Raw genomic sequence first — 25373 nt, 5'->3', positions numbered from 1 at the left:
CATGGGGCAGCAGGCAGTGAGGCCGATGGTCCTGGTATATCGTCGGCTAATTATTTTTATGATTGATTATTAAAGGAGCGAGCTATGGCGCGCGGCATTAACAAAGTCATTTTGATTGGCAATCTAGGGCAGGATCCGGAAGTGCGGTTTACGCCCTCAGGTACCGCCGTGGCTAATTTGAACCTTGCGACCTCCGACACGTGGATGGATCGTCAGAGTGGCCAGCGACAAGAGCGTACCGAGTGGCACCGTATTGTACTGTTCAATAAAACCGCCGAGATTGCCCAGCAGTATCTGAAAAAAGGCTCCAAGGTTTACATTGAAGGGCGCCTGCAAACCCGCAAGTGGCAAGACCAGAATGGTCAGGATCGCTACAGCACTGAAATTGTTGCCAATGACATGCAGATGCTTGATGGTCGTAGCGGTGATTTCCAAGGCGGCGGCGCACCGCAGGGTAATTACGCTCAAGGTAATAATGCCCAAAATAACTATGCCCAGGGCAATACTGCACCGGGTGGCCAGCCGCAAAATGCTCCTGGCCAAAATAGCTACGGGCAACACAACCCAGGGCAGGGTGCGCCTGCTCAAAACGCGCCGCAACAGCCGGGTGGCTACCCACAGCAAGGCGGTGCTCAGCGCGGGCCACAGCCGACTCCACAGCAAAATCAGCCTGCGCCCGGCAATCAAAACAGCAACTACGGCGCGCCGGATCCGGGTAACTTCGACGATTTTGATGACGAAATCCCGTTCTGAGCTGGTAAGCACTAGCATGTTCCTGGGTTGAGGGAGAGAGTCTGCCGTGAAGCTGCTGATATTAGATGCCGGGCACTGCCTAAGCTTGGCACTCGCCCGCGAGGCGAGCCGCCGCACCGACGCGGAGCTTGTTATTGAACAAAGCGTGACCGTAACGGCGGAGCAATTACAGGCAACCGCTCCCGATGCGGTCATTATGCCTCCGCTGGCGCATCCTCTTAGTATGACGCCAGCGGCGGTTAAGGCGCATGCGGATGCGGTAGACGTTTGTCTCGCAGCCTGCCAAGCCCAGGAAGTGGCACTCGTATGGTGCGTCTCCGACCAGCTTTACGAAGACGGCTTTGATGTGCCGATTGATGAACACGTGGTGCCCGCACCTCGGGATGAGTGCTTGCGGCGTTTGGTAGAAACTGGCGACCGTATTCGGGCCCAGTACCATCGCCATTTGATTGTGCGATTAGGGCCGTTGTTTGCGCTCGAAGGAAGCCATGCGTGGTTAAACGAAATTATCGATAGCCTGATTGTGGGGCAGGATGTCCGCGCGGCGGAAGATGTCATCTTCTGCCCCACCTCAGCGGATGCGGTCGCCATGGCCTTGATTGGTATGCTACAGCAGCAGGTCTGCGGCGCTGAAGCCTGGGGAGCGTATCACTTGGCAGGTACTGAACCGGTCAGCGCCTTCACATTTACCTCCATGGTACGAACGCAGCTGGCCACCCACTTGGAAGGGCGTGGGGAGTCGATCAGCCTCGGCAATGTGCAGGCGTTAAATCATCACCATGATGCCAAGCTGCGCCGTGTTTTAAACTGTCGCCGTGTTTTGGAAGTGTTTGGAGTGCACCAAAAGCCGTGGCGGCTTGAAGTAGGCCGCATGCTGGATGCGTGGTGTTTGACCCGCGACAGCCAAAGCGGCGCTGAAACAGGAGAGACGGCTTGATCAGTGTGGTTCGCAGCCTTTTGTTTTATCTGGGGTATTTCTTGGCTATGCTAGTGATTGGTGTGCTTTTTTTGCCGATAGCCCCTTTCCTGCCGCTTGCCGCCCGCTACCGCTTGCTCAACCTTTATAACTATTTTTTGATGGTGTGGTTCAAAATTGCCTGCGGCGTGCGCTACGACATCCAGGGCCGTGAGAACATTCCCGAGGGGCCTTGCGTTATTCAGGCCAATCACCAGTGCGAGTGGGAGACAGTGTTCCTGCAGGTCATGAAACCGCCGGTGTGCACGGTGCTGAAACAAGAGCTATTGAAAATACCAGTGTTTGGCTGGGGATTGCGTCTGCTGCGGCCCATTAGCTTAGACCGCTCAAAGCCTGCCCGCGCCATGAAGCAGGTGCTAACCCAAGGCGTCGCACGTCTCGGTACCGGGCTTTCAGTGCTGATTTTTCCAGAAGGCACCCGCGTTGATCCTGGCGTTCGTAAGCGCTACAACAAAAGCGGTAGCGTGGTAGCGTGCCGCGCAGGGGTGCCGGTACTGCCGGTGGCGCATAATGCGGGTGAGCGCTGGCCCGGACGGCATTGGGTCAAGCAGCCTGGGGTGTTGCGAGTGCGTATAGGTAGGCCGATTGAAACCGCAGGGCGCACTTCTGATGAGGTACTAGTTGATGTAGAAGCGTGGATAGAAGGGCAGTTGCAGGAAATTTCCGACGTGCCAAGGCCCGCTACTCGCTAAGTCACTTCGCTATTTTTATCTAGTAAGAAACAGTAACGGCGCCATCAGGCGCCGTTACTGTTTCTTTCCGCGTCCGAAGACGCACCTGTTTCGATCAATCGTTAAAGCGCTGGAAAACCAAACACGCGTTGGTGCCGCCAAAGCCGAAGCTGTTGGAAAGCACGCGCTCAATGGTGACATCATCACGGCGCTGGGTAACGATATCAAAGCCATCCGCCTGCTCATCGAGATGCTCGATATTGGCAGAGGCGGCGACGAAACGTTGCTGCATCATTAGGAGCGAGTAGATCGCTTCCTGAACGCCTGTCGCGCCTAGCGAATGCCCGGTGAGTGATTTTGTCGAACTCATCGCGGGGGTTGAATTACCAAACACCTCGCGGATGGCTTTGAGCTCGGCGACATCGCCGACCGGCGTTGAGGTGCCATGAGTATTGATGTAATCAATATCTCCCGAAACGGTTGCCATCGCCTGGCGCATACAGCGCATAGCGCCTTCACCTGATGGTGCCACCATGTCGTGACCATCAGAGGTTGCGCCATAGCCTACGAGTTCGCCGTAGATTTTGGCGCCTCGCGCTTTCGCGTGCTCTAACTCTTCAAGTACCAACATGCCGCCACCACCTGCAATGACGAATCCGTCACGCGCTTGGTCGTAAGGGCGGGAAGCTTTCTCAGGGGTATCGTTGTACTGCGTCGAAAGAGCGCCCATCGCGTCGAATAGGCAGGAGAGTGTCCAATGCTCTTCTTCACCACCGCCGGCAAATACTACATCCTGCTTGCCCAGCTGGATTTGCTCCATGGCGCTGCCGATACAGTGGGCAGAGGTCGCACAGGCGGAGGAGATCGAGTAATTAACCCCCTTAATTTTAAACGGCGTTGCCAAACAAGCGGATACCGTACTGCCCATCGTGCGGGTAACGCGGTAAGGCCCTACGCGGCGTAAGCCTTTTTCGCGCATAACATCGGCGGCTTCCACTTGGTTGGCGCTAGAAGCGCCGCCAGACCCGGCAATAAGCCCAGTCCGCTCGTTGGAGACCTGCTCTTCCGTTAGGCCTGCGTCCTCGATGGCTTGAGCCATGGAAACGTAAGCATACGCCGCAGCATCGCCCATAAAACGGCGCAGTTTGCGATCAATAAGGGCATCAAGGTCGATATCAACGCTGCCCGCTACATGGCTACGAAAGCCGCGTTCGGCGTACTCTTCCTTAAAACGAATACCGCTGCGCCCGTTTCTGAGCGCGTCTAAGACCTGTTGCTGATCGTTGCCTAAACACGACACGATGCCAAGGCCGGTGACTACCACTCGTCGCATGGGAGCCTCCTGTTAGAAATTCGCAGTGGAGGTGAATAGGCCAACGCGTAGATCATTAGCCTGGTAAATATCGCGACCGTCGACGGACACAGTGCCGTCGGCGATGCCTAGAATAAGCCGGCGGGTAATAATGCGCTTCACGTTGATGTGATACGTCACTTTTTTCGCGTCGGGTAGAATTTGGCCGCTAAATTTAACATCGCCGCAGCCCAGTGCCCGGCCACGGCCGGGGTGGCCAAGCCAGCCAAGGTAGAAGCCCACGAGCTGCCACATGGCGTCTAGCCCCAAACAGCCAGGCATCACCGGATCACCTGGGAAGTGGCAGTCAAAGAACCACAGGTCAGGGGTGATATCCAGCTCCGCAATCAGCTCTCCTTTGCCGTGCTCACCGCCTTCTTTGTGAATATGCGAGATACGGTCAAGCATGAGCATGTTAGGGGCCGGAAGCTGTGCATTTCCGGGGCCAAATAGCTCGCCACGCGAGCAAGCCAGCAGTTCTTCGCGATCAAAAGAGTGTTGCTTGGTCACTGAATCGTTCCGAATATTAAAATGGTGGTTATGCCTAGTCTACTTCTCGAAACCGATGAATGCACGTCGTAGGCGACTTATCGTCTATTTCTACAGCTTTTTGTTTAGCGGCCGATAAGTCATAACAAGGTGTTTTGTTTCATAATTAGCGAATTTGCACAATAAACGTCCTGTTGACGTAATATGTAGCACGCAGGTTTTTTGACTGAGCAGCAAGGTGAGCGTGCCTGCTTCTCATCTCTATTTTGCTCATTTATAGGACACAATAAATTTCCATGTGGCTGCCTGTTTCTCTTAATCGACCGCTAATGTGGATGGCGCTGGTGGCTCTGCCTGCCTGCGTATGGATCCCCGATGCTGCGCTGCGTATTGTCGCGGCCAGTTTAGTGGCGTTGGGCTTATGGGATGCTTGGCGCCAAGTGCGTCAGCAACGTTTGCGCCTGCGCCTTACCGAAGATGCCATGGGGCTGGCCAACGATGCCATGGTGATTAGCGACGTAGAGAACCGTGTGGTCGCTGTGAACCCCGCATTTACCGATATTACCGGTTACGACAGCCAGGAGATGGTTGGTCGTAAACTAGAAACGCTAGCGGCGCCTCGCCACGATAAAGCGTTTTATCAAAGCTTTTGGAGCACGTTAAAAGCCACGGGCCGCTGGGAAGGCGAGATGTGGAACCGCCGTAAACACGGCGATGAGTATCCTGAGTGGTTAAAAGTAAGAGCCATTACGGATAAACGCGGCAATATCACCCATTTTATCAGCCTGTTTACTGATATTTCAGCACAAAAAGCCCGTGAGCACGATTTGCGTCGCATCGGTTATGAAGACCCGCTGACGGGGCTGCCCAATCGGCGTCGCCTACATGACCTGATGTCGTCGCGACTGCGTGGTTTGCGTGCTGGCGAGAGTTTGGACATGGTGCTGATCGATATTGATGGGCTTAAATCGATTAACGATAGCCTAGGCGTTGAACAGGGCGACCGCCTACTGGCGCGTTTTGGCCAGCGGCTGGCGAGTTATATGGCGGGAAGCGTTGTAGGTAGGTTAGGCGGTGATGAGTTCATGGTCATTCGCACAACGACTTTTGACGATCACGATAAGTGGGTAGCTAATTTACGGGATCACATGTGCCGCCCGTTTGAAATTAACGAACAGTCGCTGCGCTTGGGGCTAACGTTTGGTACGTGCCGAGCGCCTGAGGATGGTCGCGACTCGGCTGTGTTGTTTCAGCGCTTAGAGTCCGCGCTCTATAGCGCTAAACGGCTAGGTCGTAATAATAGCCAGCGGTTTCGCCCAGCGCTGGATAAACAGGATAACCCCCAGCTCGCCTTGGTGAGCGATTTGCGGGCAGCGCTGGTGTCGGGTGACCAGTTAGAGCTTCACTATCAAACTCAGCACGATCCAGGCAGTGGCGAGTTAGTAGGGATGGAGGCGCTGCTGCGTTGGCGCCACCCTAGCGATGGCATGATATCGCCAGGAGATTTTATTCCCCTGGCTGAGCGTCACGGCCTGATGGCCGAGCTTGGCAGTTGGGTAATTGAAAAAGCGTGTGCCCAACAGGCGCATTGGCAACACAGCGGCATGCCGAAAATTACCGTATGGATCAATATTTCGGCGCTTCAGCTCTTTCAAGGTGACCTAGAAACACAGCTGGCGACCTGCTTAGAGCGCTACCGACTTCAGCCGGCGCAAATTGGCCTGGAGCTGACCGAATCGGTACTGCTGGACGAGCGTGCCGGCGATATGGGGCCACGACTACAAACCTTGCGTGGATTGGGTTATGCCATCGCGATTGATGATTTTGGCACCGGCTATTCATCGCTTGGCTACTTAAAGCGCTTGCCGGTGGATAAAATTAAGCTGGATCGCGCGTTTATTCGCGAACTACCCAATGACCAAGCCGATGCGGCGATTGTAACGGCAGTGCTTGCCATGGCGGCGGGCATGGGGCTTGAGGTAGTGGCTGAAGGCGTGGAAACCAAAGAGCAGTGCGAGTTTTTGGTTAATGCGGGCTGTAAAGAGGTGCAGGGTTTCTATTTTGCACGCCCTTTACCTGCCAGCGAATTGGAGAAGCGCTGGGCGTCGTTGCCGCAAGCGGTTGGAGCCAATTAAAACCAGCGCTGTTAAGTTAGCGGCTAGACAAATGTGGCGCCACCGTGCGGGCCGCGTAGTGGCTAATTCCTAAACAGAGCAGCGCCCAAATGGCTGCCTGGGTAGGGAGTAGCCACGGCGCTAAGCTGACATCGGCAATGGCGGCGCCACCTAGGTAAGAGAGCGGGCCACTAACAGCGCCGCAGAGCGCCGCTACCCACGGATAGCGCCATAGCCAGGCAAGCGAGTGGAACACGAGCGTGGCAAACAATGGCCACAGCATCCACAGCCACAGTGGTAATAAGCCCGCCACTAGCGCATGCTCGCCAAAATCAAACCCTCCGGCTAGGTGCAAGCTGCCATCAATAGCTAGTCCAAGTAGTGCAAAGACACCAATAAAACGCCATTCACCGGGCTTGGCACAGTGCCAAAAATGCCAGCCAAGCAGGGCGAGGCCCGCCGCGGCAGCTACCCACGAGCCACCTATGACGCAAAGCAGCCAGCCCGCCTCAAAGCGCAGCGCGTTAAACAGTAGATGACGCCAGCTCTGTGCGGCCACTTACAGCGCTCCCATTAGTGGCACTGGCTTGGCGGCCGGTTTTGCTAACAGCAGGTGGCAGGTGCCAATGGAGCGCTCGATAAAGCCCCCTTCGCAGTAGCAGAGGTAGTAGCGCCACATGCGGATAAAACGCTCGTCGTAGCCCTGTTGGCGCACCTGCTCGAGGCTTGCCTCAAACCGATGGCGCCATTCGCGTAGGGTGCGGGCATAGTGCTGACCAATTTCGTCTAAGGCGACCACGTTAAGCGACGTTTTACGCGTGACGCTGGCGAGCATGGCGTGATGCGAGGGGAGAAAGCCGCCGGGGAAAATGTAGCGCTTGATGAAGTCCATCTCCCGCTTGGCTTCTTCAAAGCGTTGGTCGCGTATGGTGATCGCCTGGAGCATGGCTTGGCCATCATCGGTCAACAGACTGTCGACCTTCTCCAGGTAGGTGTTGAGGTACTGGTGGCCGACGGCTTCGATCATTTCGACCGAAATGAGTCGGTCGTAACGTCCTTCTAACGCACGGTAATCCTGTTTTAAGAGGGTAATCTGCTCTTCTAAGCCCTCTTCTTTAACGCGTCGTGCAGTATGCGCATACTGCTCTTCAGAAATTGTTGTTGTGGTGACCCGGCAACCGCGGGTTTTAGCGGCGTGGATGGCAAGCCCGCCCCAGCCGGTGCCGATTTCCAACAGGTGATGCTCGGGCTGCACATCCAGCTTTTCGAGCATGATATCCAGCTTATAAGTGGAGGCTTCTTCTAAGCTGGCTTCTGGGTAGGGGAAGACGGCGCTGGAATACATCCAGTGACGCTGATCTAAAAACGTGGCGAACAGGTCGTTACCAATATCGTAGTGAGCCGAAATATTGCGCTTAGAACCTGTGATGCTATTGCGCTGAAAACGGTAGGCGAACCCTAACAGCCAGCGTGCTATGCGAGCGCTGCCGTTTTCCATTTTACCGTTCACTTGTTCTAAGTTGGCGGCAAATAGGCGTACCAGAGCGACGAGGTCATCGGCATCCCAGTCGCCATCCATGTAGGACTCTGCAGCGCCCACGGTGCCGCCAAACGCAAGGCGTTTCCAGGCACGGGAGTGGCGTATGACGACCGTCACCTGCAGGGGCCCAGCTTGGCCAAGATGGTGACACTGGTCACCCTCGATCAGTGTGATGCGGCCACCCTGGAAAGCATCCAACTGAGCCATTAAGCGCGGTTTGATCCAGCGGGTGATGCGATCTTGGCGAGCGGGTTTGCTCGCAGGGGGCGTGGTACGCAGGGTCGTCATTTTGAAGTCTCCTAGCGCTTGGGGTGGTTATAAACGGGGATGCGCTTAAGCCACAGGCGAAGCGCTTCAAAATGGATTCCCGCGACTGTTTTGAGGCTCATAAAGGGTTGCCGTGCCAGCGTCGTCAGCAGCACTTTGCGGGTCGCCGGCGCGGCCTCTAAGGTGAGCGTGGCATCAAAATGACGCTCGCTGTCTTGCCAGTTTTCCATATGCAGGTAGAGCGTTTCTCCTGGCGGGTTAAATTTCCAGTGATAGGTCATCTCCATGGGATTAAAGGGCGAGACATGCATCACTTTCTCGAAGCTTGCGTGGTGGCTATGGCGAGCGGTGTCGACGCGGCATGCGTAGCAGGTGCGCTCTTTCCACGGCATGTTAGTTACTTCGCCGAGCACCGCCGAGAGCCTGCCTACGTGGTCGTACGCGTAGTACATCGAAACAGGGTTAAAGACCGAACCAAAGGTGCGCAGTTGAGTGAGCACGTAAATTTTGCCGTCTGGTGCGCTGCCTAGTTGGCGGGTTAACTCTTCGCGGACGGCAGTCCGTAACGGGCGGTCCGTCGGCCCTAAATAATCTTCGCGACGAAAGCGCGCCAAGGCAGGGCCGCGTGCGCTGAAGCCGGGCACGTTATCAAACAGGGTGGGCAGCTCGTCTAAATCTAACCATGCCATCCAAACCTGGTAGCTAAAGGCGTGCGCTTGGGGTGTAAAGCGCCGGTGGCGCAGCGTGCCACGATAGATACGCGAGCGGGGCGACGTTATCATCCCAGACCCTCCCCAACGCTGCTGTTGGGTACGAGTTCGTGGGCAGGCAGTGCAGTGGGCATGGCGGGCGGCTCGGCGGCTTCATCACAGCCCAACGCTTGGGCCACGCGCAGCGCGCTCCAAACGCCGTCTTCATGAAAGCCGTTGCGCCAGTAAGCACCGCAGAAATGCGTGCGGCGAGCTACCGACGAGATCTCATCATGACGTAGCTGGGCGGCCTGGCCCGCCAGGGTGAACTGTGGATGCGCATAGGTGTAGCGCCCTAATACTTTCTCGGGATTGATGCTTTCTGAATCATTTAGCGTTACGCAGAAGGTTGTATCACTCTCTAAACGCTGCAAAATATTCATATCATAGGTGACCGAAACACGTTCTTCCGTCCCACGGCCATCTAGCCGGTAGTTCCAGCTCGCCCAGGCGCGCTGACGGCGTGGCAGCAGAGATGTGTCGGTGTGCAGCACCACCTCGTTATCCTGATATGGCATCGCGCCAAGAATATCGCGCTCAGCGGGGGTTGCGTCACCCAGCATGGCCAGCGCTTGGTCGGCGTGGCAGGCTAGCACGACCTGATCAAAACGCTCTGTCCCCTGAGCGGTCGTAATCATCACGCCGGTATCGCTTCGGGTAATCTTGCTGACAGGCGTGTTGAGTCGGATGCGCGTCGCATAGGGGGCTGTCAGGTTGGGAATGTAGCGCTTGGAGCCACCCACCAAGGTATACCACTGCGGGCGGTGATTGACCGAGAGTAGCCCATGATTGCGGAAAAAGCGCACGAAAAAGGTTAAGGGAAAGGCGCGGAGATCACCAATGCTCGCCGACCAGATCGCGGCCCCCATCGGTAGCAGGTAACGGCGCTGAAACGCTTCGCCGTAGCCATTTTGATCCAAATATTCGCCTAAAGTCATGTCGCTGGGCAGACGCTGGCTTTCTAAGTCGGCGGTGGCCTGTTTGTTAAAACGCAAAATATCTCTGAGCAGGCGATAAAACGCCGGGCGCAGCAGGTTACGGCGCTGGGCAAACAGCGAGCCCAGCGTATGACCGTTGTACTCAAAGTCGACGTCAGTCTCATGCACTGAAAAGCTCATCTCAGTGGCCTGGCTGGGCACGCCGAGCGTTTCTAACAGGCGCTGAAAGTGCGGGTACGTCCAGTCGTTGAAGACGATAAAGCCGGTATCGATGGCATACGGGGTGCCATTGACTTCAACGTCCATCGTGGCAGTGTGGCCCCCTAAACGGCTATCGGCTTCAAATAGCGTCACCTCATGCTGAGAGGAGAGATACCAGCCTGCTGCCATGCCGCTAATACCGCTGCCAATAATCGCAATACGCTGGGATGCTGTACCACTCATTGTGCTTCCTCTTGACGGCGCGTCATGCGTAGGCCGATGTAGCGCCGTAGTGCGGGCGGTAGAATGCCCAGAAATTTAACGATGTAAGTAAAACGACGGGGAAAATGAATATCCAGACGCCCTTTAACCAGGCCAGTGATAATGGCGTCGGCCGCATCTTCGGCAGAGACTTGCATGGGCATTGGAAAATCGTTGCGATCGGTTAGCGGTGTTTTGACAAAGCCAGGGTGGATTAGGCTCACGTCGATCCCTTCCTGGTGAAGGTCCAGGCGCAGCGACTCCAAGAAGTAGCTGACTGCCGCTTTCGAGGCACCATAAGCCTCTGCTCGCGGCAGCGGCAGGTAGGCCGACGCGCTTGATGTTGCAGCCAGTCGGGCTGGCTTGCCCTCTTGGCGAGCGGCACGCAGCAGCGGAAGCGCGGCTTCGACGCCGTACAGCGTGCCAAACAGGTTCGGCGTGAAGACGCGCTCAACGAGCGCCATATCAAAGTGGCGTGCATCGAGGTATTCGCAGGTGCCAGCGTTGAACAGCGCAATGTCCAGCGCGCCCAGCCACTCGCGAATCTGTTCACCCGCAGCCAGCACTGCTTGATGATCGCTCACATCCAGTGGCAGTGGGTAGGCATTGGCATGATCATCGCAGAGCGCGTTCAGGGCCTCTTCATTGCGGGCGCTGAGTACCACGGTGTGGCCCTCGGCAATGAGCTGCTTGGCTAGCGCCTCGCCAATGCCGGAGGTCGCGCCGGTTAACCAGATGCGCTGGGGCGTTTTCCATGTGCTCATTCTGCTCTCCTATAGCGGCCTGTTAGCACGCAACGTGCGCGCACATAAACGAGGTCACACTGTCTCAGCCAAGGCGCTGCTTTAACCAGCGTATGACACGCCCCATCACAGGAAGGTGTTCATACAGCATGGCCCCCGCGTCGAAGTAGTCGCGGTGCTGCGATACCCGGCCATCCTCTGCAAAAGTTAAGGCACTGCAGCCCTCAACACTGACCGGCTTGCCGTGGGCTAAACGTGGGTGCACAAACTCCATGGTCCACGTCACAAACGCTTGATTTCCCTGTTGCTGCTGCGTGTGATAAGTGAAGCAGCAGCGCTCAACGTTCTCGTACATGGCGGCAAAATAGCGTTCAAGCGCTTTGCGTCCTTCAATGTGATGTAGCGGATCGTTGAAGACAACTTCCTCAGTATATACCTCGTATAGCTTTTCTGTACATGTTTTGTCTAGTTTGTTGAAAAAAGCACAAAAATTCTCCACCGCTGGCGGGTTAGACATGCAGGACTCCTTTTTGACGGTGTGGTAACACCTGTCGCTCGAGTGGTTGTTATTTGGAGAGCGCTTTGAAGGCATCCAATGCGCGCTGGCGCGCCGCTTTGTGGTCAACGATCGGTGCTGGGTATTCGATAGGAGTGAGCATGTCCCGAGGCGGTGCATGGCGCGCTTTGGTGGGCAGGGTTTTTAGTTCGGGTAGCCACTGAGCCAGGAACTCACCGTCTGGGTCAAAGCGCGTGGACTGGGTGGTCGGGTTGAAAATACGGAAATAAGGCGCCGCATCGGTGCCCGTTGAGGCCGCCCACTGCCAGCCGCCGTTATTGGCGCAAAACTCACCGTCGACCAAGTGACGCATAAAAAATGCCTCGCCTCGGCGCCAGTCGATCAGCAGATGTTTGCTTAAAAACATCGCCGTAATCATGCGCAGTCGGTTATGCATCCAGCCGGTTGTGACGAGCTGGCGCATGGCGGCATCCACAATGGGATAGCCGGTGCGGCCTTCGCACCAGGCGGCAAACCCGTCGTCGTCATCGCGCCATTGCAACTGCTGGGTGTGCGATTGAAACGGCTGGTAGCGGCACACCTGGGGGAAGCCTACCGCCACGTGTTGATAGAATTCACGCCAGATCAGCTCGTTGACCCAGGTTGTTAGGCCAGCATCGCCGTCGGCAAGATGGCCGTCGTTTTCGCTCATTACTGCTTGCATGCACTGCCGGTAGGAGATCATCCCCAGCGCTAAGTAGGGAGAGAGCTCGCTGGTGCCTCGCACCTTGGGAATATCGCGCTGATCTTTGTAGTGGCGTCCACGAAAACGTAAAAAGCGCTCTAGGTTATCGCTAGCCGCGCTTTCGCCTGCGGGCCAGTGGCGGCCATCCAGCGGCTCGTCGTCGAGGGAGGGCAGTGACGGGAGCGGGTCGCTTTTGATATCGAGTGGTGACTGCACTTTGGGCGTGTCGCGAAGGGCAAGCTGCTCTGCTGTTATCTGCTTGTGCCACGCTTTTGAAAAGGGCGTAAACACGCCGTAGTAATCGCCTTTGCCGGTGAGCAGGCTGCCAGGTGCAAAGGCAATGGCGTCGTGATGGCCGTGGGCGGCGATATCGGCCTGCTGGAACGCCTCTAGCACCGCCTGATCGCGGTGCTGTTCGTTGAGCGGGTATTCGTAATTAAAGTGGAGCTGCTTGACGCCATAGGCGCGGGCAATCTCAAGCAGTGCCTGGGGGGCCTCATCAAAATGGTCAATGTCACGGTGTAGGAGGGGAATGTTAAGCCCGTTAAGTGACGCTTTGATGGCCGCTACGCCGCGTGCCCAAAAGTCGATTTTATTCGCGCCGTGACCGTGGGCTTGCCACTGGGCAACGCTGCGTAAAAAAACCGCTATCACGGGCCCCTTGGCCGCCGCCGCCGCGAGCGCCGAATTATCGTGAATGCGCAAATCGCTGCGCAACCATACTAGCTGTAAGTTCATGGCGACTCCTGCAAAGGGCTTAAAGTGTGTGCTAAAAAATTGGCCGCTGCCCTGAAGGGAAAGCGGCCAAATCATTTTTACCGGTACGTCGTTAATAGCACCTCAGCGCGACAGGCACTCTCTTAAAGAGTGCCCGATTCACGTAGCAGAGGGCGAAGCCGCGCGATTGCCTGGGGTAGGTCATCGCCTAGCATATGCACAGGGCCATCGTTTAATTCGCCCTCTCTTAGCCGAGCCACTTCGCCGCATACGCCAATGGGCACGTTCAGCGAGTGGGCCGCTTGAGGGAGTGCGTGACGGATATAAGCGTCGCTTTCCCGCTGCCCGCTAGAGAGCAGCACCATGGACGAGTGGAGCCTCGCCACTGCCTGGGGAAGGTCGGCCAGTGCTAGGGCGTGGTCAAGCAACTGCACTCGATAGCCCTGCTCACTGGCCATCAGGGCGCACATCAATACCCATAAGGGACCTGGGTCCTCGGGCATTGCGCTCAGCAAAATCAGCGGCCCGCGGGTAGCTTGGTTAGCGTAGTAAAGTCGAATACCTACTTGGCTACGTAAAAAGGCTTCAAGCGTGCGGCGAACAAGGTCATCAGGTTGGGTTGCCCACTTTGATTCCAAGGACAAAATAACCGGTTGCCACAGCTCATTAATAGCCACGCTAAGCGGGTAGAGTGCTAGGCTCTGATGATACATCGCCTCTAATTTGGGCAGGTCGACCGCTTCGATGACGGCTTGCAGCTGCTGGCGCTGACTGGCCCAGTCGCCTGCGGCTGGCGCGGGCGTCTCTATCGCTTCAGGCTGGTCAAGCAAGTCAACCACTTGGCTGACCGGCACGCCACGGTTGAGCCACTGTAAGATACGCTCAATACGCGCGATGTCGTCTTGAGCGTAGAGTCGGTGGCCTTTAGGGGTACGTTGGGGGCGAATTAAACCGTAGCGTCTCTCCCAGGCACGTAGGGTGACCGAGTTCACACCCGTTAGACGGGAAACTTCCCGGATCGGATAGAGAGGAGTGTCGGGTGGGTGGGTCGCCTTGTTGCTCATGGGCGCCATTGCCTCTTGGTTGCCTGCAGCCGATGCTGCAGGGGTCTGTCTGTAATTGCTATGACGAGGTTGTAGCACGTTGCTACGGTGTCCTGGTCACAAAAACGGATAGCGCTTAATCGACTAGATAGGGACACGCTATTATATGCCTCTTTGTACAACTTGTAGCTATTAGGTACAACCTTTGCTGTGATTTCGGGCAAATATGATCGCGCGCTGTTTTTAAACCGACCGGCCTAATAGTGCTTGTGCTAGCTCGTACCCAGAAAGCCATGCATCTTCTACGCGGCTGCCGCGAAAGCTATCGCCGCAGAGCGCCAGGCCCTGCTCACTGTATAAGTATGATTGGCGCCCAGCATTGGCGGGCTGGGCATACCGCCAGCGGTGAGCGCCTAGGTCAATCAGTTCAGGCAGCGTCGTGCCTTCTGGGAACAGCGAGGTGAAAGCGTCGAGCAGCTGCTGGGCCGCATCGTCACTCGCGAGTTCAATATGGTCATCACTCCAATCAAGTTGCGCCAGTAGGCTAAGGCTCTCAGGCTGCTCCTCACGGCCAGGTTTGCTGCTATTGCGTGTGGCTAAACGCAGCGCTTCATGGCCTGTCTCTACGGTGTGCCAGTTAGGTACGACACCTTCAATGGGCGGGAGTGGCTGGGCAAAAATGGCCCAGCCCGCCCAGCAGCCGCGCTGTGGAGCGGCTTGGCAGGCGGCTGCCAGGGCGTCATCCCAATCGGCGATAAGTGAGTAGGCTTGCGGGGGTGGGGCGCTGACGACTACCGCTGCAAACGGCCCATGGGTGGCGCCGTGTTGGTCGGTGAGCAGCCAGCCAGCTTCCCCTTTTGTTAACGCGACAATGGGGGTTTCAAAAGCCATGTTTACGCCGGGTAAAGCGGAGAGCGCTTCGGTCATGTGGCGCGTGATGGCACTCATACGAGGCGCCCCGGTGTAGCGCCGCTGATCATCGTTATGCGTTTGCCAACCGCTTGAGCTAGCCTGATAGCGATGGGTGGGCCAAAGGACTGCGCAGCCAGCAAGCTGCCACTCGTTTACCGCTTGCGCAAAACGTGGGTCGCGCACGGTAAAAGCTTGGGCACCCAAATCGAGCGTTGCCTGAGGCCGTCGCTTGCTAGACATACGGCCGCCGGGACCGCGCGCCTTATCAAATAGTGAGACGCTAAGCCCCTCTTGTGCCAGTTCATGGGCGCAGGCAAGTCCCGACACGCCTGCACCGATAACGGCGACAGCGCAAGGGGCCGAAAGAGTATGAAGCGACGGTGATGCAGCCATAAAGCCTCGTAGCGCTAAAGATGATAAAGCGAATAAAAAAGAGTGAACTAACGCTCGCTAAAAGCTTGAAAGTCTTTTTGAGTATTTGATTGTAGCACTTGTGTATAAATATCGTACAATAAGTTTGTTAGCTCAACCAGTGTTCAATCAGGCGGCGCTTACTTCCTTTCTTCCACAGGAGCGACACGATGCGGGTATTAATAACCGGAGGCAGCGGTTTTGTTGGTCAACGTTTATCTGAGCAGCTTGTAGCGTTAGGCCATGACGTTCAGGTGGTCTCCCGCGCGCCGCACAAGGTACGCGATCGTTTGCCAGCGGCTTGCGATATCCGCGATAGTGCCCAGGCATTTGTGGATACGCCGCCGGATGCGCTAGTGAATTTGGCAGGTGAGTCGATTGCTGCGAAGCGCTGGAGCGATAGCCAAAAAAATGAGCTGATACGGTCGCGTGTGGAGAGTACCGCGCAATTAGTGATGCTCTGCGAGCAGTTGAAAGCCAATGGCCAGTCGGTACCTAGCGTTATGGTGAGCGGCTCGGCGATGGGCTATTACGGCAACCAGGGTAGTAAGGTGGTGGATGAAACAACGCCGCCCAATGACGAGTTTGCCCATCGGCTGTGCGAACAGTGGGAGTCCGCGGCGAAGCCGGTTGAGGCGCTTGGTGTTCGCTTAGCGCTTCTGCGCATTGGCCTGGTGCTGGATGCTGGCGGTGGCACGCTACAGAAGATGGTGCCCCCGTTTAAGCTGGGCTTGGGGGGACGCTTTGGCGATGGCAAACAGTTTATGCCGTGGATTCACCGCGATGATTTGGTCGCTGCGATTATTTTCCTGCTAAATGAGTCAGCGCTCTCTGGGGCCTTCAACGGCAGCGCGCCGCACCCGGTGACGAATGCGGAGTTTACCCAGACGCTGGCCAAACAGCTGCATCGCCCCGCCATTTTTCCGGTGCCTGCCTTTGTGCTTAAAGCAGGTTTTGGTGAGATGTCGCAGTTGCTGCTCTCCGGTGCTGATATGCGCCCCACGCGCCTTGTCGAGGCCGGCTTTACCTTCCAGTATCCGACGCTCGACAAAGCGTTAGCCGCCATCTTCTAACGCAGGCTGTTTTAGGAGGCGTTAGGCATTGGGGTCAACGGTGATGACAACCCGCACGGAGTCCAGCCGCAGGCGGGTGTTTTCAATCGCGTCGCTCAATGCTTGGCGCTCCTGTTTTAACGCCTCAAGCTCCTCGGTGCGCACCGCTGGGTTGTGCTCCGCCAAGGCCGTCAAGCGGGCAAGCTCACTGTCCAGTTGGGCGCGCATGCGGATTTCGGCTGCTTCTATAATGCTCGGCAGCTCACGTTCGGCTTCGCCTTCACCCTGAATCAACAGATCACGCAGCTGGTCGTGGCGGCTCTTGATTAGGTCCCGCGCCAGCGATTTATTGACCTTCTGCAGGTTCTTGCCCAGTCCCGTGAAGGAAATTTTGCTGGTCAGATTGGCGCCCGACTCATCCAGCAGCACGCGGATCGCGGTCGGCGGTAAGAAGCGGTTAAGGTGCAGCGATTTTGGCGCCGGACAGTGGGTGCGGAACACCAGTTCGGCCATTAGTCGTCCGCTGGGGATCGCTGGATGGCGCAGCAGCGCCAGCGCAGTGTTGCCCATGGTGCCATCTAGAATGCGCTCCATCATTTCGCGCAGCAGCGGATGCTCCCAGGAGAGCCGCTGCACGTCGTCCCGCGCCAGCGCCTGGGCACGGCTGTAGGTCGCTGAGAAGCCCTCTTCGCCTTTCACTAGCCCGGGCAGGCCATCCAGCATGTGCTGGCTTGGCTGAAGGTGAAGCAAGCCGTTGCCGATTTCCTGGCTGTCAACGCCAAAAATATCCAGTGCTCGCTCCACAAACTTGGGCAATGCGGGGTCTTCATCAAGCTCGCGCACCGCGTCACTCACTTGCTTAGCGCGGGCAGGGCGGCAGGCATTTAGCTCAAGCAGACGGTTGCGACCGGCATCGCGTTCGGCCAGTTTGGCGGTGAACATTTGCCGCGTCTCTTCGATGATTTCATCGAGCATTTCATCGTCGAGCAGGGCGTCGGCAAGGGCATCGCCAAACGCATCAAATAACTCGCTGCCGATACCGTGAGGCGCGCTGAACGCATCCATACCTTCGTGGTACCAGCGCAGCAGCCGCTCGCCGGGACTGCCGGTAAACGTCGGTGCATGGAGTTCGATAGCGTGGCGTTGACCAATACGGTCTAGGCGGCCAATGCGCTGCTCCAACTGATCGGGGTGTTGGGGCATATCAAACATCACCAGGTGGCGGCAGAACTGGAAATTGCGCCCTTCGGAGCCAATTTCAGAGCACACCAGCACTTGGCAGCCTTCCTCTTCGTCGGCAAACGCGGCGGCGGCGCGGTCGCGCTCCACCAGCGATAATCCTTCGTGGAAGACGGGGGCCTGGTAGCCACCGAGTACGCGTAGCGCCTCGGCAAGCCCTTCTGCCGTTTCACGGTGGTGGGCAATCACCAGTACTTTGTCGTTGGCAAAGCCCGTTTCGCTATCGTCGCTGAGCTTCTCAAGCAGCCAATTGACGCGTGGATCAATGTGCCACCAGGGCTCGCTGTTCAGCGGGTCGTTACTCAACTCCCGGTACATGGCGTCTGGGTAGATCAGCACATCGGGATGATCCATGCCGGTTTCGATCAGCAGTTCATCCAGATAATCCTCATCGCGCTCAAGGCGGCGCATTACCCGGCGATAGGCGGAAGGCAGCTCAAGCGGCTCAAGGTGCATGCGACGTTCGGGGAAGCCTCCCACATGGCGACGGCTATTGCGGAACATCACCCGGCCCGTGCCGTGGCGGTCAAGTAGCGCGTCGCGCAGCTGGGCGCGGGCGGCATCCTGCTGCTCGGCACTGGCTTCTGGGTTACATAGGGTTGCTAGCAGGGCTTGGCTGTCGCGGTCATCAGCGACGGCTTCTACGCGGCTGCGCGCTTGCGTGGCACTGGGTAACTCATCCAGAGCATCAATGGCGCTGGCCACGCCAATATAGTGACGCTCTTCGTCTTTGAAGCGTTCGATATCGTGGTAGCGCTCGGCATCCAGCAGGCGTAGGCGGGCAAAGTGGCTCTCTACGCCCATCTGCTCTGGCGTGGCGGTGAGTAGCAGCAGGCCGGGAATCTCGGCGGCGAGCTGTTCAACGCACTGATAACCGGGGCCGCTACCTTCGCTGCTCCAGTCCAGATGGTGCGCTTCATCCACAATCAGCAGGTCAAAGCGGCTGGCCAGCGCCTGGTCCTGGCGGTGAATGTTGGCAAACAGCCAGCCTTGGCTCGCCAGCACGATCTGGGCGCTCTCAAACGGATTAGCGCTGCCGTGGGCTTGGCTTTGGTGCTCATCGAGCAGGCTAACGTTGAGCGAAAAACGGCGTAAAAGCTCGACCAGCCACTGGTGGGTTAGGCTGTCCGGCACCAGAATCAGCGCCCGTTCTATGCGGCCGGTGAGCAGCAGGCGGTGCAGAATCAGGCCGGCTTCGATGGTTTTACCTAGCCCGACTTCATCAGCCAGCAGTACCCGAGGCGCGTGGCGGCTAGCGACTTCGTCTGCAATATAGAGCTGGTGGGGAATCAGGTCGATGCGCGGCCCAGCAAAGCCTAACGCGCTGTGCTGCTCAATGCGCTGGTAGTGGTGCAGGGTGCGAAAACGTAGGTCGAACCAGTCGTTGCGGTCGACCTGGCCGGTCAGTAAGCGATCCCGGGCCTGATCGAACTGCATGGTATCGGCCAGCTTAGCTTCCGGCAGTTCACGCGGGTTACCTTCGCTGTCTTCGCCAATATAAGTGATTAAACCGCCAGACTCTTTGCTGTCATCCACCAGCATCTGCCAGCCATCGGCGGAGAGCACGCGGTCGCCGCTGCCGAACATCACGCGGGTTAACGGTGCTTGACGTGTGTTGTAGGTACGGGTTTCCTGGCTGGCACTGAACAAAATGGTAACGCTACGGGCGTCGCAGTTAAGCACGGTGCCGAGTCCAAGCTCAGCCTCGCCGTCACTAATCCAGCGCTGGCCGGGAGAAAAATCGCTCATGATGCCTCAGGGAAGTCTTCAAAACGGGGGCGCATGCCACCGGGAATATTCACCGGTGGCAACACAGGGCGGGGGATTCTAACGCAAAGCAGCGGGGGGATTAAGGTCTATTGGCGTCAATCTTCCAACCAGCGGGCTAATTGCGTACGCGTGAGTTCGCCCACATGGACATCCAGCGTGTTGCCCTGTCGATCAAACAACACCGTGGTGGGTAGGCCAGGCGCCTGGAACTGCGCCATTAAGGTTTGGCTTGGGTCGCGCAGCGCGTAGCGAAATGTTAGCCCCTGCTCATCCAGGTAGCGCACGATCGGTAGCAAATCCTCGCCCTGATTCGCAATAACAATGCTGACGTCGTCACGTTGGGCGGCCTCTTCCAAAAGCGGCATTTCCCGCAGGCAGGGTGGGCACCAAGTCGCCCATAGGTTAACGATAATCAGGTCGCCGCTTTCGGTCAGCGATGGCAAATGCACCGGCTTACCGTCGACATCTTCCAAGGTGACATCCGGCAGCGCCTTAACGGCAAACTGATTGCCAAGGGGGGCGAGTGTTACCACCACCAGCCACAGGCTAGAAGCGCCGACGAGTAGCGCCAGTGCGCCGATCATCGAGAGTAGGTGTGTGCGCAGCGACCACGCTGTCCAGAGTAACCCGGCTAGCAGTCCGCCGAGGCCGTGATAGCCAGGTTGCCACAGCTTTAGGGCGTCTAGCGGGTCGGCACTGAAACTTTCCCAGTTGAGGGCTACATACGTTGCCCGCGCACCCACAAGCCAGACAAACAGTAGCCCATTAAACCAACGACCATGCTGACGCGCTGACACGCCAAGCAAATAGCGACTGGCTAGCAGTAGTAGCAGTGCACAGCTAATGGCATAGAGCCTTGGCAGTGAAATGAGCAGTGGGCCCAGGGCAATCGCGTTCATGGTTTTCCCATTAAAATAGGTACACTGGCTAACCATACCATGCACGTTACCTATTCCGCAGATGTCGAGGCCGCGTTGCGACGTCAGCATATACAGGCGCAGAGGCTAGCGGATGGAGAAGCGTATCAAGTACCCATGTGCGCCGTTTTATCAAGGAGATGATACCTATGGATGCGCCTGAAAAGGCCCTACATTGGCAACGACGCAAAATTACCGTAGGGCTAGTGGGAGGCCCCCTATTAGCGGTGGTATTGCTGATGTTAGAGGCGCCTGGCGAGATGCCTATCGACGCATGGCGTGTCGTCGCTCTGACAGCGTGGATGGCGATATGGTGGATTCTGGAGCCGGTGCCGATGCCGGTAACTGCACTGCTGCCCGTCGCGTTATTACCGCTGTTAGGTGTGGTTGACGTCAATGCAGCGGCGGCTCCTTATGCCAATCCGCTTATTTTTCTATTTTTAGGCGGCTTTATGTTGGCGGAGGCGATACAGCGCTGGAATCTTCACCGTCGGATCGCGTTGGGTGTGCTGACCGTGGCGGGAAAGCGTCCAGATCAGCTCGTCGCCGGTTTTATGGGGGCAACGGCGTTTCTGAGTATGTGGGTCAGCAACACCGCGACGGCGGCGCTGATGGTGCCGATAGGTTTGTCGGTTCTAGCGCTACTTGAACGTCAGGGCAGTGCGTTAGAGCAGCGCCCTATGCAGCTCTGTCTGCTGCTGGGCATCGCGTTGGCCGCCAACATTGGTGGCATGGGTACGCTGATAGGGACGCCGCCCAATGCGTTACTGGCCGGCTTTATGGCGGATAACTATGGTATTGAGATCGGCTTTGCTCAGTGGATGCTGGTCGGTGTGCCGCCTGCGGCGCTGCTGCTGTTGGTAGGGTGGTGGCTGCTCACCCGCTGGATTTATCCTGTTCCTCGCTTACCGCTGGAAGGTATCGCGTCGGTGCTGTCGCAGCAGGAGGAGGACCTGGGCCGAATGACCCGTCCTGAGCAACGGGTGGCCGCCGTCTTTATCCTGGTAGCGCTGGCTTGGATCGGGCGTCCACTGTTGGAAAATCTAACCGGCCTTACCCTCAGCGATGGCGGCATTGCCGTGATGGGAGCATTGCTACTGTTTGTGATTCCCGCCCGTTGGAGGGAACGCCAGTTTTTACTCGACTGGAAAAGCGCACAAAACCTTCCCTGGAACGTATTACTGCTTGTCGGTGGTGGGCTCAGCCTGGGCAGCGCTATCGAAAGCTCGGGGTTGGCGGAAAGCGTGGCTAATCTGCTGGCAGTGTTTGCAAGCTGGCCCATCTGGGCGATGATTTTTATGGTGGTCGTTACCGTCATGTTAATGAGCCATGTGACCAGTAATACCGCTACCGCCGCAGCGATTATACCGCTAGCGGCGGCGCTAACCGTGAGCATGGAGCAAAGCCCACTCCTGCTTACCGTACCGGTTGCCATGGCAGCTTCTTGTGCTTTTATGCTGCCGGTCGCGACGCCGCCCAATGCGGTTGTCTTCGGCAGCGGTAAAGTGCAAGTGAGTGACATGCTGCGTGCCGGGGCGGTAATGAGCCTGGTTGCTATTGGAGTTATCTGTGTAGCGGTATTGGCGCTTGCCATGCCGGTATTAGGGTTTGGCTGGTGGAAGTAGCGACCTGCCGCATTCAGGGTTATCCCGTTAAGCAGGTACACTGGTAAACCTCATTATGTACGTTAAACATGACGGAGATATCTATGCCGCAATCCGCCTTTGACATGCTGCGGGCGCTTGCCATTGGGTCGCAAGCGCTGGGATTAATGCTGGTTATTACCTTGGAAACGGTGATGGGCGATGCCGCCCGCCCCTGGCAGGGGATTGTGCTTGCTCTTATGGTGGCCGCCGCGCTGGCTATCGCGTTGGTAAGACTTTACCGCCGAAACCGCCTGCGTAAGCAGCAGGCGCAGCGGTTTGCTGATCACGACGATGACTAACACTGGGCGCCGTGTCTGCTGGCTACCGCTGGCGATGGTTCTCCTCCTGCTGACGGGCTGTACGCATGTTGTGGTGCGGGAGCATCACACCAGCCTCGAATCGATGGAGGCACGGGAAACATGGCTGGGTAAGCAGGCTGCCCAAGCGCTGGATACGCAATCTGAACCCGATGGCTTTGGGCTGTTAGCCAACGGCCAAGCGGCGTTTGCCGTACGTGTGGGTTTGATTCGTCAAGCGCAGAAAACCTTAGACATTCAAACCTATCTGTTGGGCGGCGGCCAAACCACGCAATTGGTGTTTTCTCAACTGGTTGAGGCTGCCGCACAAGGCGTACGAATTCGATTACTGGTCGATGATATCGGCGCCGTTGGTCAAGGCGAACGCTTAGCAGCGCTGGCCAGCCATCCCAATATTTATGTGCGGGTGTACAACCCACTCTCGGCTGGGCGGGGGCATATAGTGACGCGGGTATTAGCGTCGGTAGTGAATCCAGCTCAGCAGCATCGGCGCATGCATAACAAGCTCTGGATCGCTGACGGCAGCGTAGCGATTTTGGGCGGCCGTAACTTGGGGGATGAGTACTTTGATGCCAATGCGTCGCGTAACTTTGCCGATCTTGACCTTGTTAGCGTGGGCGAGGTGGTGCCGATGCTATCCGGCAGTTTTGATCTGTACTGGAACCACGGCTTAGCGCAACCGATTGAACGCTACCATCACGTTGCCGTTAACGCTTGGCAGCCTTTAAAAGCGGATGTAGACACTTGGCTGGATAGCCACGCAGACTCGACGTACTTCAATGAGCTGCGTCGTCAGACCCGCAATGCGCCACCCTGGGAAACCCTCCACTGGGGGGAGGGCGTGGCTCTGTGGGATGCGCCGGGCAAACTGGCTCAGTCGGGCACTCCCGAGTGGCAGTCCACTCTGCTGGGTGATTTGACCGCCGCTACAACGCTAGATGAGCGCCTAGTGCTCATCTCCGCCTACTTCGTCCCCACCCAACAAGGCGTTGAACGTTTGGTGGCACTGGCCGAGCAAGGCGTGGAGGTGGATATCCTCACTAATTCGCTGGAAGCTACCGACGCTGCCGTGGTGCACGGTGCGTATGCCCCTTGGCGATCAACGCTACTTGAAAGCGGTGTAGCACTCTACGAGTTACGCCCAGAGCAGGAGTCATCCTCAACGTCGGATGAACACGAAATGCGCGTGCCGGGCGCCTCGGCTTCGGCCTTGCACATCAAAGCGATTCGCTTTGATGATCAGCTGTTTATTGGCTCGTTCAATGCTGACCCGCGTTCAGTGCTGTGGAACACCGAAGTTGGGGTATTAGTGAGCAGCGAATCGCTGATGCAGGCATTTGACGAGCTAGTTGAGATAGGCAGAGAGCCTTCCATTAGCTATCAGGTCGTTCTTGATGACAGCGGCAGGTTGAACTGGCTGCTGGAACGAGACGGTCAGCCTGAGGTGTTAACCGACGAACCCGGCAGCTGGTGGCGGCACCTGAGTGCATGGTTAAGCCATACGCTGCGCTTCGAGCGATGGCTTTAGGAGCAGGGTAAGGAAACGTTAGAAAGCGTTGCTTGTTTTTTTTGCGTTCTGGTTCCAGATTAAGAGGAGTCTCACGCTGGACGATTGAGACACTTAATATACTGGGAGCGACCAATAATATGATGAATAAGCGCGCATTAGTCACTGCTGTGGCGGTCTCGTCACTGGCCTTAACGGGCATGGCTCAAGCAGATGAAGTCAAGGTTGGCTTCTTAGGTGGCTTTACCGGTGGGATCGAGAGCCTGACGCCACCGATTTTTGAAGGTGCGCAGCTGGCGGTAGCGCAGGTGAACGAACAGGGCGGTATTTTAGGCGGGCAGACGTTAGTGATGCCTTCTGGTGACACCACCTGCTCGGATGCCTCTGCGGCGTCCAACGCGGCTGACCGCATGGTGAACTCGGAGCAAGTCACGGCGATTGTCGGCGCACTCTGCACCGGCGCCACCATTGCGGCGGCGAACAATGCGGCTATCCCCGGCGGCGTGTTAATGGTTTCGCCAGCCTCCACTGCTCCGGCGGTCTCTGAGCTGGACGACAATGACTTGGTCTTCCGCACCGTTCCGTCTGATGCTTTCCAGGGTGAAATGCTGGCCAAACTGCTGTTGGATAAAGGTATCGATTTTGTTGCCGTTACCTACGTCAACAACGATTACGGACGCGGCCTGTCTGATGCGTTTAGCACAGCCTTTGAAGAGGGCGGCGGTGAGATCGCGGAAAATCTCGCCCATGAAGATAACCGTGCAGACTACCGCTCCGAACTAGGGTCTCTCTCGGTGAGCGGCGCGGATACGCTTGTGGTGCTGGCGTATGCTGACACCTCGGGCCAAACGGTACTTCGCCAAGCCTATGAAAGCGGTATGTTTACTCAGTACGTGGGCGCCGACGGCATGGTGGGCGATAGCCTGGTAAGCGCGATTGGTGCTGATGTTTTGGACGGCATGATCGCTACTCGTCCCGGCAGCCCCGACCTGCCTGGTACCGATCTTTTTAACAGCGCTGCAGAAGCCGCCAACATCGATCCCAGCGCCGTATTTGCCGCTCAAGCCTACGACGCTGCCTTTTTGGTGGCACTGGCCATCGAGCAAAATGGCAGCGCTGAACGCGAGGGGTTAAGCGAAGCGCTGCGGAGTGTTTCCAGCGCGCCAGGCGAGATCATCTTACCGGGTGAGTGGGAAAAAGCGGTAGAGCTGATTGCGGCAGGCACCGAGATCAACTACGAAGGCGCTTCTGGCTCCCATGAGTTTGATGAAAACGGTGATGTACCCGGCGTAGTGGTGGAGATGGTCGTCGAGAATGGCGCCTTTACCAGCAAGGGGTTGGTCGACCTCTAAACAAACGGTCTGTTGTTTTGCTGAGCCCTTGGCGCCGTCAGGCGTCGAGGGCTTTTTACTGCCTGCTGCTGTCTTTCACACGCCTTTTCCTTGCTAGGCGCTTATGTCGCATAGACTTGATGAAGATCACCTGTTGGCAGTGTCAGGCACGCTATTCTCTCGTCTCAGAAATCGCGTTGACCTAACAATACTGACG

At 57.1% G+C, this 25373-nt stretch carries 22 protein-coding genes; 9 read left to right on the top strand and 13 right to left on the bottom strand.

The window, feature by feature from the left end; genetic code table 11:
- Positions 1 to 84 precede the first annotated feature (84 nt).
- Genes LOS15_RS13295 through LOS15_RS13285 form a run of 3 tightly spaced genes read left to right on the top strand, consistent with a single transcriptional unit; the run spans position 85 to position 2421 of the window.
- Positions 85 to 753 carry a single-stranded DNA-binding protein gene (locus tag LOS15_RS13295; protein WP_263066420.1) on the top strand — a complete coding sequence of 223 codons (669 nt, stop codon included), beginning with the start codon at positions 85 to 87 and terminating at the stop codon, positions 751 to 753.
- A gap of 46 nt (positions 754 to 799) precedes the next feature.
- The gene (locus LOS15_RS13290) at positions 800 to 1690 is read left to right on the top strand and encodes a sugar nucleotide-binding protein (protein ID WP_263066419.1); all 891 of its coding nucleotides are present in this window, start codon (positions 800 to 802) and stop codon (positions 1688 to 1690) included.
- Positions 1687 to 2421 carry a lysophospholipid acyltransferase family protein gene (locus LOS15_RS13285; protein WP_263066418.1) on the top strand — a complete coding sequence of 245 codons (735 nt, stop codon included), beginning with the start codon at positions 1687 to 1689 and terminating at the stop codon, positions 2419 to 2421. Before LOS15_RS13290 ends, LOS15_RS13285 begins: the two co-directional genes overlap by 4 nt.
- Positions 2422 to 2515: 94 nt before the next feature.
- Here the strand turns inward: LOS15_RS13285 and fabB are convergent, their stop codons facing one another.
- Both fabB and fabA read right to left on the bottom strand, forming a co-directional pair.
- On the bottom strand, positions 2516 to 3733 hold the full coding sequence (fabB, locus tag LOS15_RS13280; protein ID WP_263066417.1) for a beta-ketoacyl-ACP synthase I: 1218 nt from the start codon (positions 3731 to 3733) through the stop codon (positions 2516 to 2518).
- A 12-nt stretch (positions 3734 to 3745) separates the two neighbouring features.
- Complete coding sequence (gene fabA / locus LOS15_RS13275) at positions 3746 to 4261, bottom strand: 3-hydroxyacyl-[acyl-carrier-protein] dehydratase FabA (protein WP_009097700.1); 516 nt, start codon at positions 4259 to 4261, stop codon at positions 3746 to 3748.
- A gap of 275 nt (positions 4262 to 4536) precedes the next feature.
- On the opposite strand from fabA, the gene LOS15_RS13270 reads away from it, so the two are divergent.
- On the top strand, positions 4537 to 6375 hold the full coding sequence (locus LOS15_RS13270) for a putative bifunctional diguanylate cyclase/phosphodiesterase (RefSeq protein WP_263066416.1): 1839 nt from the start codon (positions 4537 to 4539) through the stop codon (positions 6373 to 6375).
- A gap of 16 nt (positions 6376 to 6391) precedes the next feature.
- Here the strand turns inward: LOS15_RS13270 and LOS15_RS13265 are convergent, their stop codons facing one another.
- The 9 genes from LOS15_RS13265 to LOS15_RS13225 all read right to left on the bottom strand — a co-directional run bounded on the left by LOS15_RS13265 (position 6392) and on the right by LOS15_RS13225 (position 15359).
- Positions 6392 to 6913, bottom strand: a complete 522-nt coding sequence (locus tag LOS15_RS13265) for a DUF2878 domain-containing protein (RefSeq protein ID WP_263066415.1) — start codon at positions 6911 to 6913, stop codon at positions 6392 to 6394.
- Positions 6914 to 8182 (bottom strand): SAM-dependent methyltransferase, encoded by a 1269-nt coding sequence (locus LOS15_RS13260; RefSeq protein WP_263066414.1) that lies wholly within the window; start codon positions 8180 to 8182, stop codon positions 6914 to 6916.
- Between the two features lie 11 nt (positions 8183 to 8193).
- Positions 8194 to 8943: a DUF1365 domain-containing protein gene (locus LOS15_RS13255; RefSeq protein ID WP_263066413.1), complete on the bottom strand. Its 750-nt coding sequence runs from the start codon at positions 8941 to 8943 to the stop codon at positions 8194 to 8196.
- Positions 8940 to 10292, bottom strand: a complete 1353-nt coding sequence (locus LOS15_RS13250; protein WP_263066412.1) for an NAD(P)/FAD-dependent oxidoreductase — start codon at positions 10290 to 10292, stop codon at positions 8940 to 8942. The genes LOS15_RS13255 and LOS15_RS13250 overlap by 4 nt, the downstream gene beginning before the upstream one ends.
- Positions 10289 to 11074, bottom strand: a complete 786-nt coding sequence (locus tag LOS15_RS13245; protein ID WP_263066411.1) for an SDR family NAD(P)-dependent oxidoreductase — start codon at positions 11072 to 11074, stop codon at positions 10289 to 10291. Before LOS15_RS13245 ends, LOS15_RS13250 begins: the two co-directional genes overlap by 4 nt.
- 64 nt (positions 11075 to 11138) lie before the next feature.
- A complete protein-coding gene (locus tag LOS15_RS13240; protein ID WP_263066410.1) occupies positions 11139 to 11570 on the bottom strand; it encodes a nuclear transport factor 2 family protein in 432 nt (143 codons plus the stop codon).
- A gap of 49 nt (positions 11571 to 11619) precedes the next feature.
- Positions 11620 to 13032, bottom strand: coding sequence for a deoxyribodipyrimidine photo-lyase (gene phrB, locus LOS15_RS13235; protein WP_263066409.1), 1413 nt, complete (start codon positions 13030 to 13032; stop codon positions 11620 to 11622).
- 122 nt (positions 13033 to 13154) lie between these two features.
- Entirely contained in the window at positions 13155 to 14075 is a 921-nt protein-coding gene (locus LOS15_RS13230; RefSeq protein WP_263066407.1) for a MerR family transcriptional regulator, read from the bottom strand.
- A gap of 222 nt (positions 14076 to 14297) precedes the next feature.
- On the bottom strand, positions 14298 to 15359 hold the full coding sequence (locus LOS15_RS13225) for an NAD(P)/FAD-dependent oxidoreductase (protein ID WP_263066406.1): 1062 nt from the start codon (positions 15357 to 15359) through the stop codon (positions 14298 to 14300).
- Between the two features lie 188 nt (positions 15360 to 15547).
- Between LOS15_RS13225 and LOS15_RS13220 the strand changes: the two genes are divergently transcribed.
- Positions 15548 to 16450, top strand: a complete 903-nt coding sequence (locus LOS15_RS13220) for a TIGR01777 family oxidoreductase (protein WP_263066405.1) — start codon at positions 15548 to 15550, stop codon at positions 16448 to 16450.
- A 21-nt stretch (positions 16451 to 16471) separates the two neighbouring features.
- On the opposite strand, the gene rapA is transcribed toward LOS15_RS13220, so the two are convergent.
- Positions 16472 to 19417: an RNA polymerase-associated protein RapA gene (gene rapA, locus LOS15_RS13215; RefSeq protein ID WP_263066404.1), complete on the bottom strand. Its 2946-nt coding sequence runs from the start codon at positions 19415 to 19417 to the stop codon at positions 16472 to 16474.
- Positions 19418 to 19533: 116 nt separating this feature from the next.
- Positions 19534 to 20337 carry a TlpA family protein disulfide reductase gene (locus LOS15_RS13210; protein WP_263066403.1) on the bottom strand — a complete coding sequence of 268 codons (804 nt, stop codon included), beginning with the start codon at positions 20335 to 20337 and terminating at the stop codon, positions 19534 to 19536.
- A 167-nt stretch (positions 20338 to 20504) separates the two neighbouring features.
- On the opposite strand from LOS15_RS13210, the gene LOS15_RS13205 reads away from it, so the two are divergent.
- The 4 genes from LOS15_RS13205 (at position 20505) to LOS15_RS13190 (ending at position 25177) form a co-directional block, all read left to right on the top strand.
- Positions 20505 to 21980, top strand: coding sequence for an SLC13 family permease (locus LOS15_RS13205; protein ID WP_263066402.1), 1476 nt, complete (start codon positions 20505 to 20507; stop codon positions 21978 to 21980).
- Positions 21981 to 22063: 83 nt separating this feature from the next.
- On the top strand, positions 22064 to 22300 hold the full coding sequence (locus LOS15_RS13200) for a hypothetical protein (protein ID WP_263066401.1): 237 nt from the start codon (positions 22064 to 22066) through the stop codon (positions 22298 to 22300).
- Entirely contained in the window at positions 22278 to 23846 is a 1569-nt protein-coding gene (locus LOS15_RS13195; RefSeq protein WP_263066400.1) for a phospholipase D family protein, read from the top strand. Before LOS15_RS13200 ends, LOS15_RS13195 begins: the two co-directional genes overlap by 23 nt.
- A gap of 119 nt (positions 23847 to 23965) precedes the next feature.
- Positions 23966 to 25177: an ABC transporter substrate-binding protein gene (locus tag LOS15_RS13190; protein ID WP_263066399.1), complete on the top strand. Its 1212-nt coding sequence runs from the start codon at positions 23966 to 23968 to the stop codon at positions 25175 to 25177.
- Positions 25178 to 25373 lie beyond the last annotated feature (196 nt).

Origin of the sequence: Halomonas sp. 7T (assembly GCF_025643255.1) — a bacterium.
Lineage (GTDB): Bacteria > Pseudomonadota > Gammaproteobacteria > Pseudomonadales > Halomonadaceae > Vreelandella.
This window is presented reverse-complemented; position numbering and strand designations above follow the sequence as displayed.

Coding starts and splice junctions, on each gene's coding strand:
- LOS15_RS13295 (WP_263066420.1), top strand. CDS start 85: ATGGCGCGCGGCATTAACAAAGTCATTTTGATTGGCAATCTAGGGCAG.
- fabB (WP_263066417.1), bottom strand. CDS start 3,733: ATGCGACGAGTGGTAGTCACCGGCCTTGGCATCGTGTCGTGTTTAGGC.
- LOS15_RS13270 (WP_263066416.1), top strand. CDS start 4,537: ATGTGGCTGCCTGTTTCTCTTAATCGACCGCTAATGTGGATGGCGCTG.
- LOS15_RS13260 (WP_263066414.1), bottom strand. CDS start 8,182: ATGACGACCCTGCGTACCACGCCCCCTGCGAGCAAACCCGCTCGCCAA.
- LOS15_RS13255 (WP_263066413.1), bottom strand. CDS start 8,943: ATGATAACGTCGCCCCGCTCGCGTATCTATCGTGGCACGCTGCGCCAC.
- LOS15_RS13250 (WP_263066412.1), bottom strand. CDS start 10,292: ATGAGTGGTACAGCATCCCAGCGTATTGCGATTATTGGCAGCGGTATT.
- LOS15_RS13245 (WP_263066411.1), bottom strand. CDS start 11,074: ATGAGCACATGGAAAACGCCCCAGCGCATCTGGTTAACCGGCGCGACC.
- LOS15_RS13240 (WP_263066410.1), bottom strand. CDS start 11,570: ATGTCTAACCCGCCAGCGGTGGAGAATTTTTGTGCTTTTTTCAACAAA.
- phrB (WP_263066409.1), bottom strand. CDS start 13,032: ATGAACTTACAGCTAGTATGGTTGCGCAGCGATTTGCGCATTCACGAT.
- LOS15_RS13230 (WP_263066407.1), bottom strand. CDS start 14,075: ATGAGCAACAAGGCGACCCACCCACCCGACACTCCTCTCTATCCGATC.
- LOS15_RS13225 (WP_263066406.1), bottom strand. CDS start 15,359: ATGGCTGCATCACCGTCGCTTCATACTCTTTCGGCCCCTTGCGCTGTC.
- LOS15_RS13220 (WP_263066405.1), top strand. CDS start 15,548: ATGCGGGTATTAATAACCGGAGGCAGCGGTTTTGTTGGTCAACGTTTA.
- rapA (WP_263066404.1), bottom strand. CDS start 19,417: ATGAGCGATTTTTCTCCCGGCCAGCGCTGGATTAGTGACGGCGAGGCT.
- LOS15_RS13210 (WP_263066403.1), bottom strand. CDS start 20,337: ATGAACGCGATTGCCCTGGGCCCACTGCTCATTTCACTGCCAAGGCTC.
- LOS15_RS13205 (WP_263066402.1), top strand. CDS start 20,505: ATGGATGCGCCTGAAAAGGCCCTACATTGGCAACGACGCAAAATTACC.
- LOS15_RS13200 (WP_263066401.1), top strand. CDS start 22,064: ATGCCGCAATCCGCCTTTGACATGCTGCGGGCGCTTGCCATTGGGTCG.
- LOS15_RS13190 (WP_263066399.1), top strand. CDS start 23,966: ATGATGAATAAGCGCGCATTAGTCACTGCTGTGGCGGTCTCGTCACTG.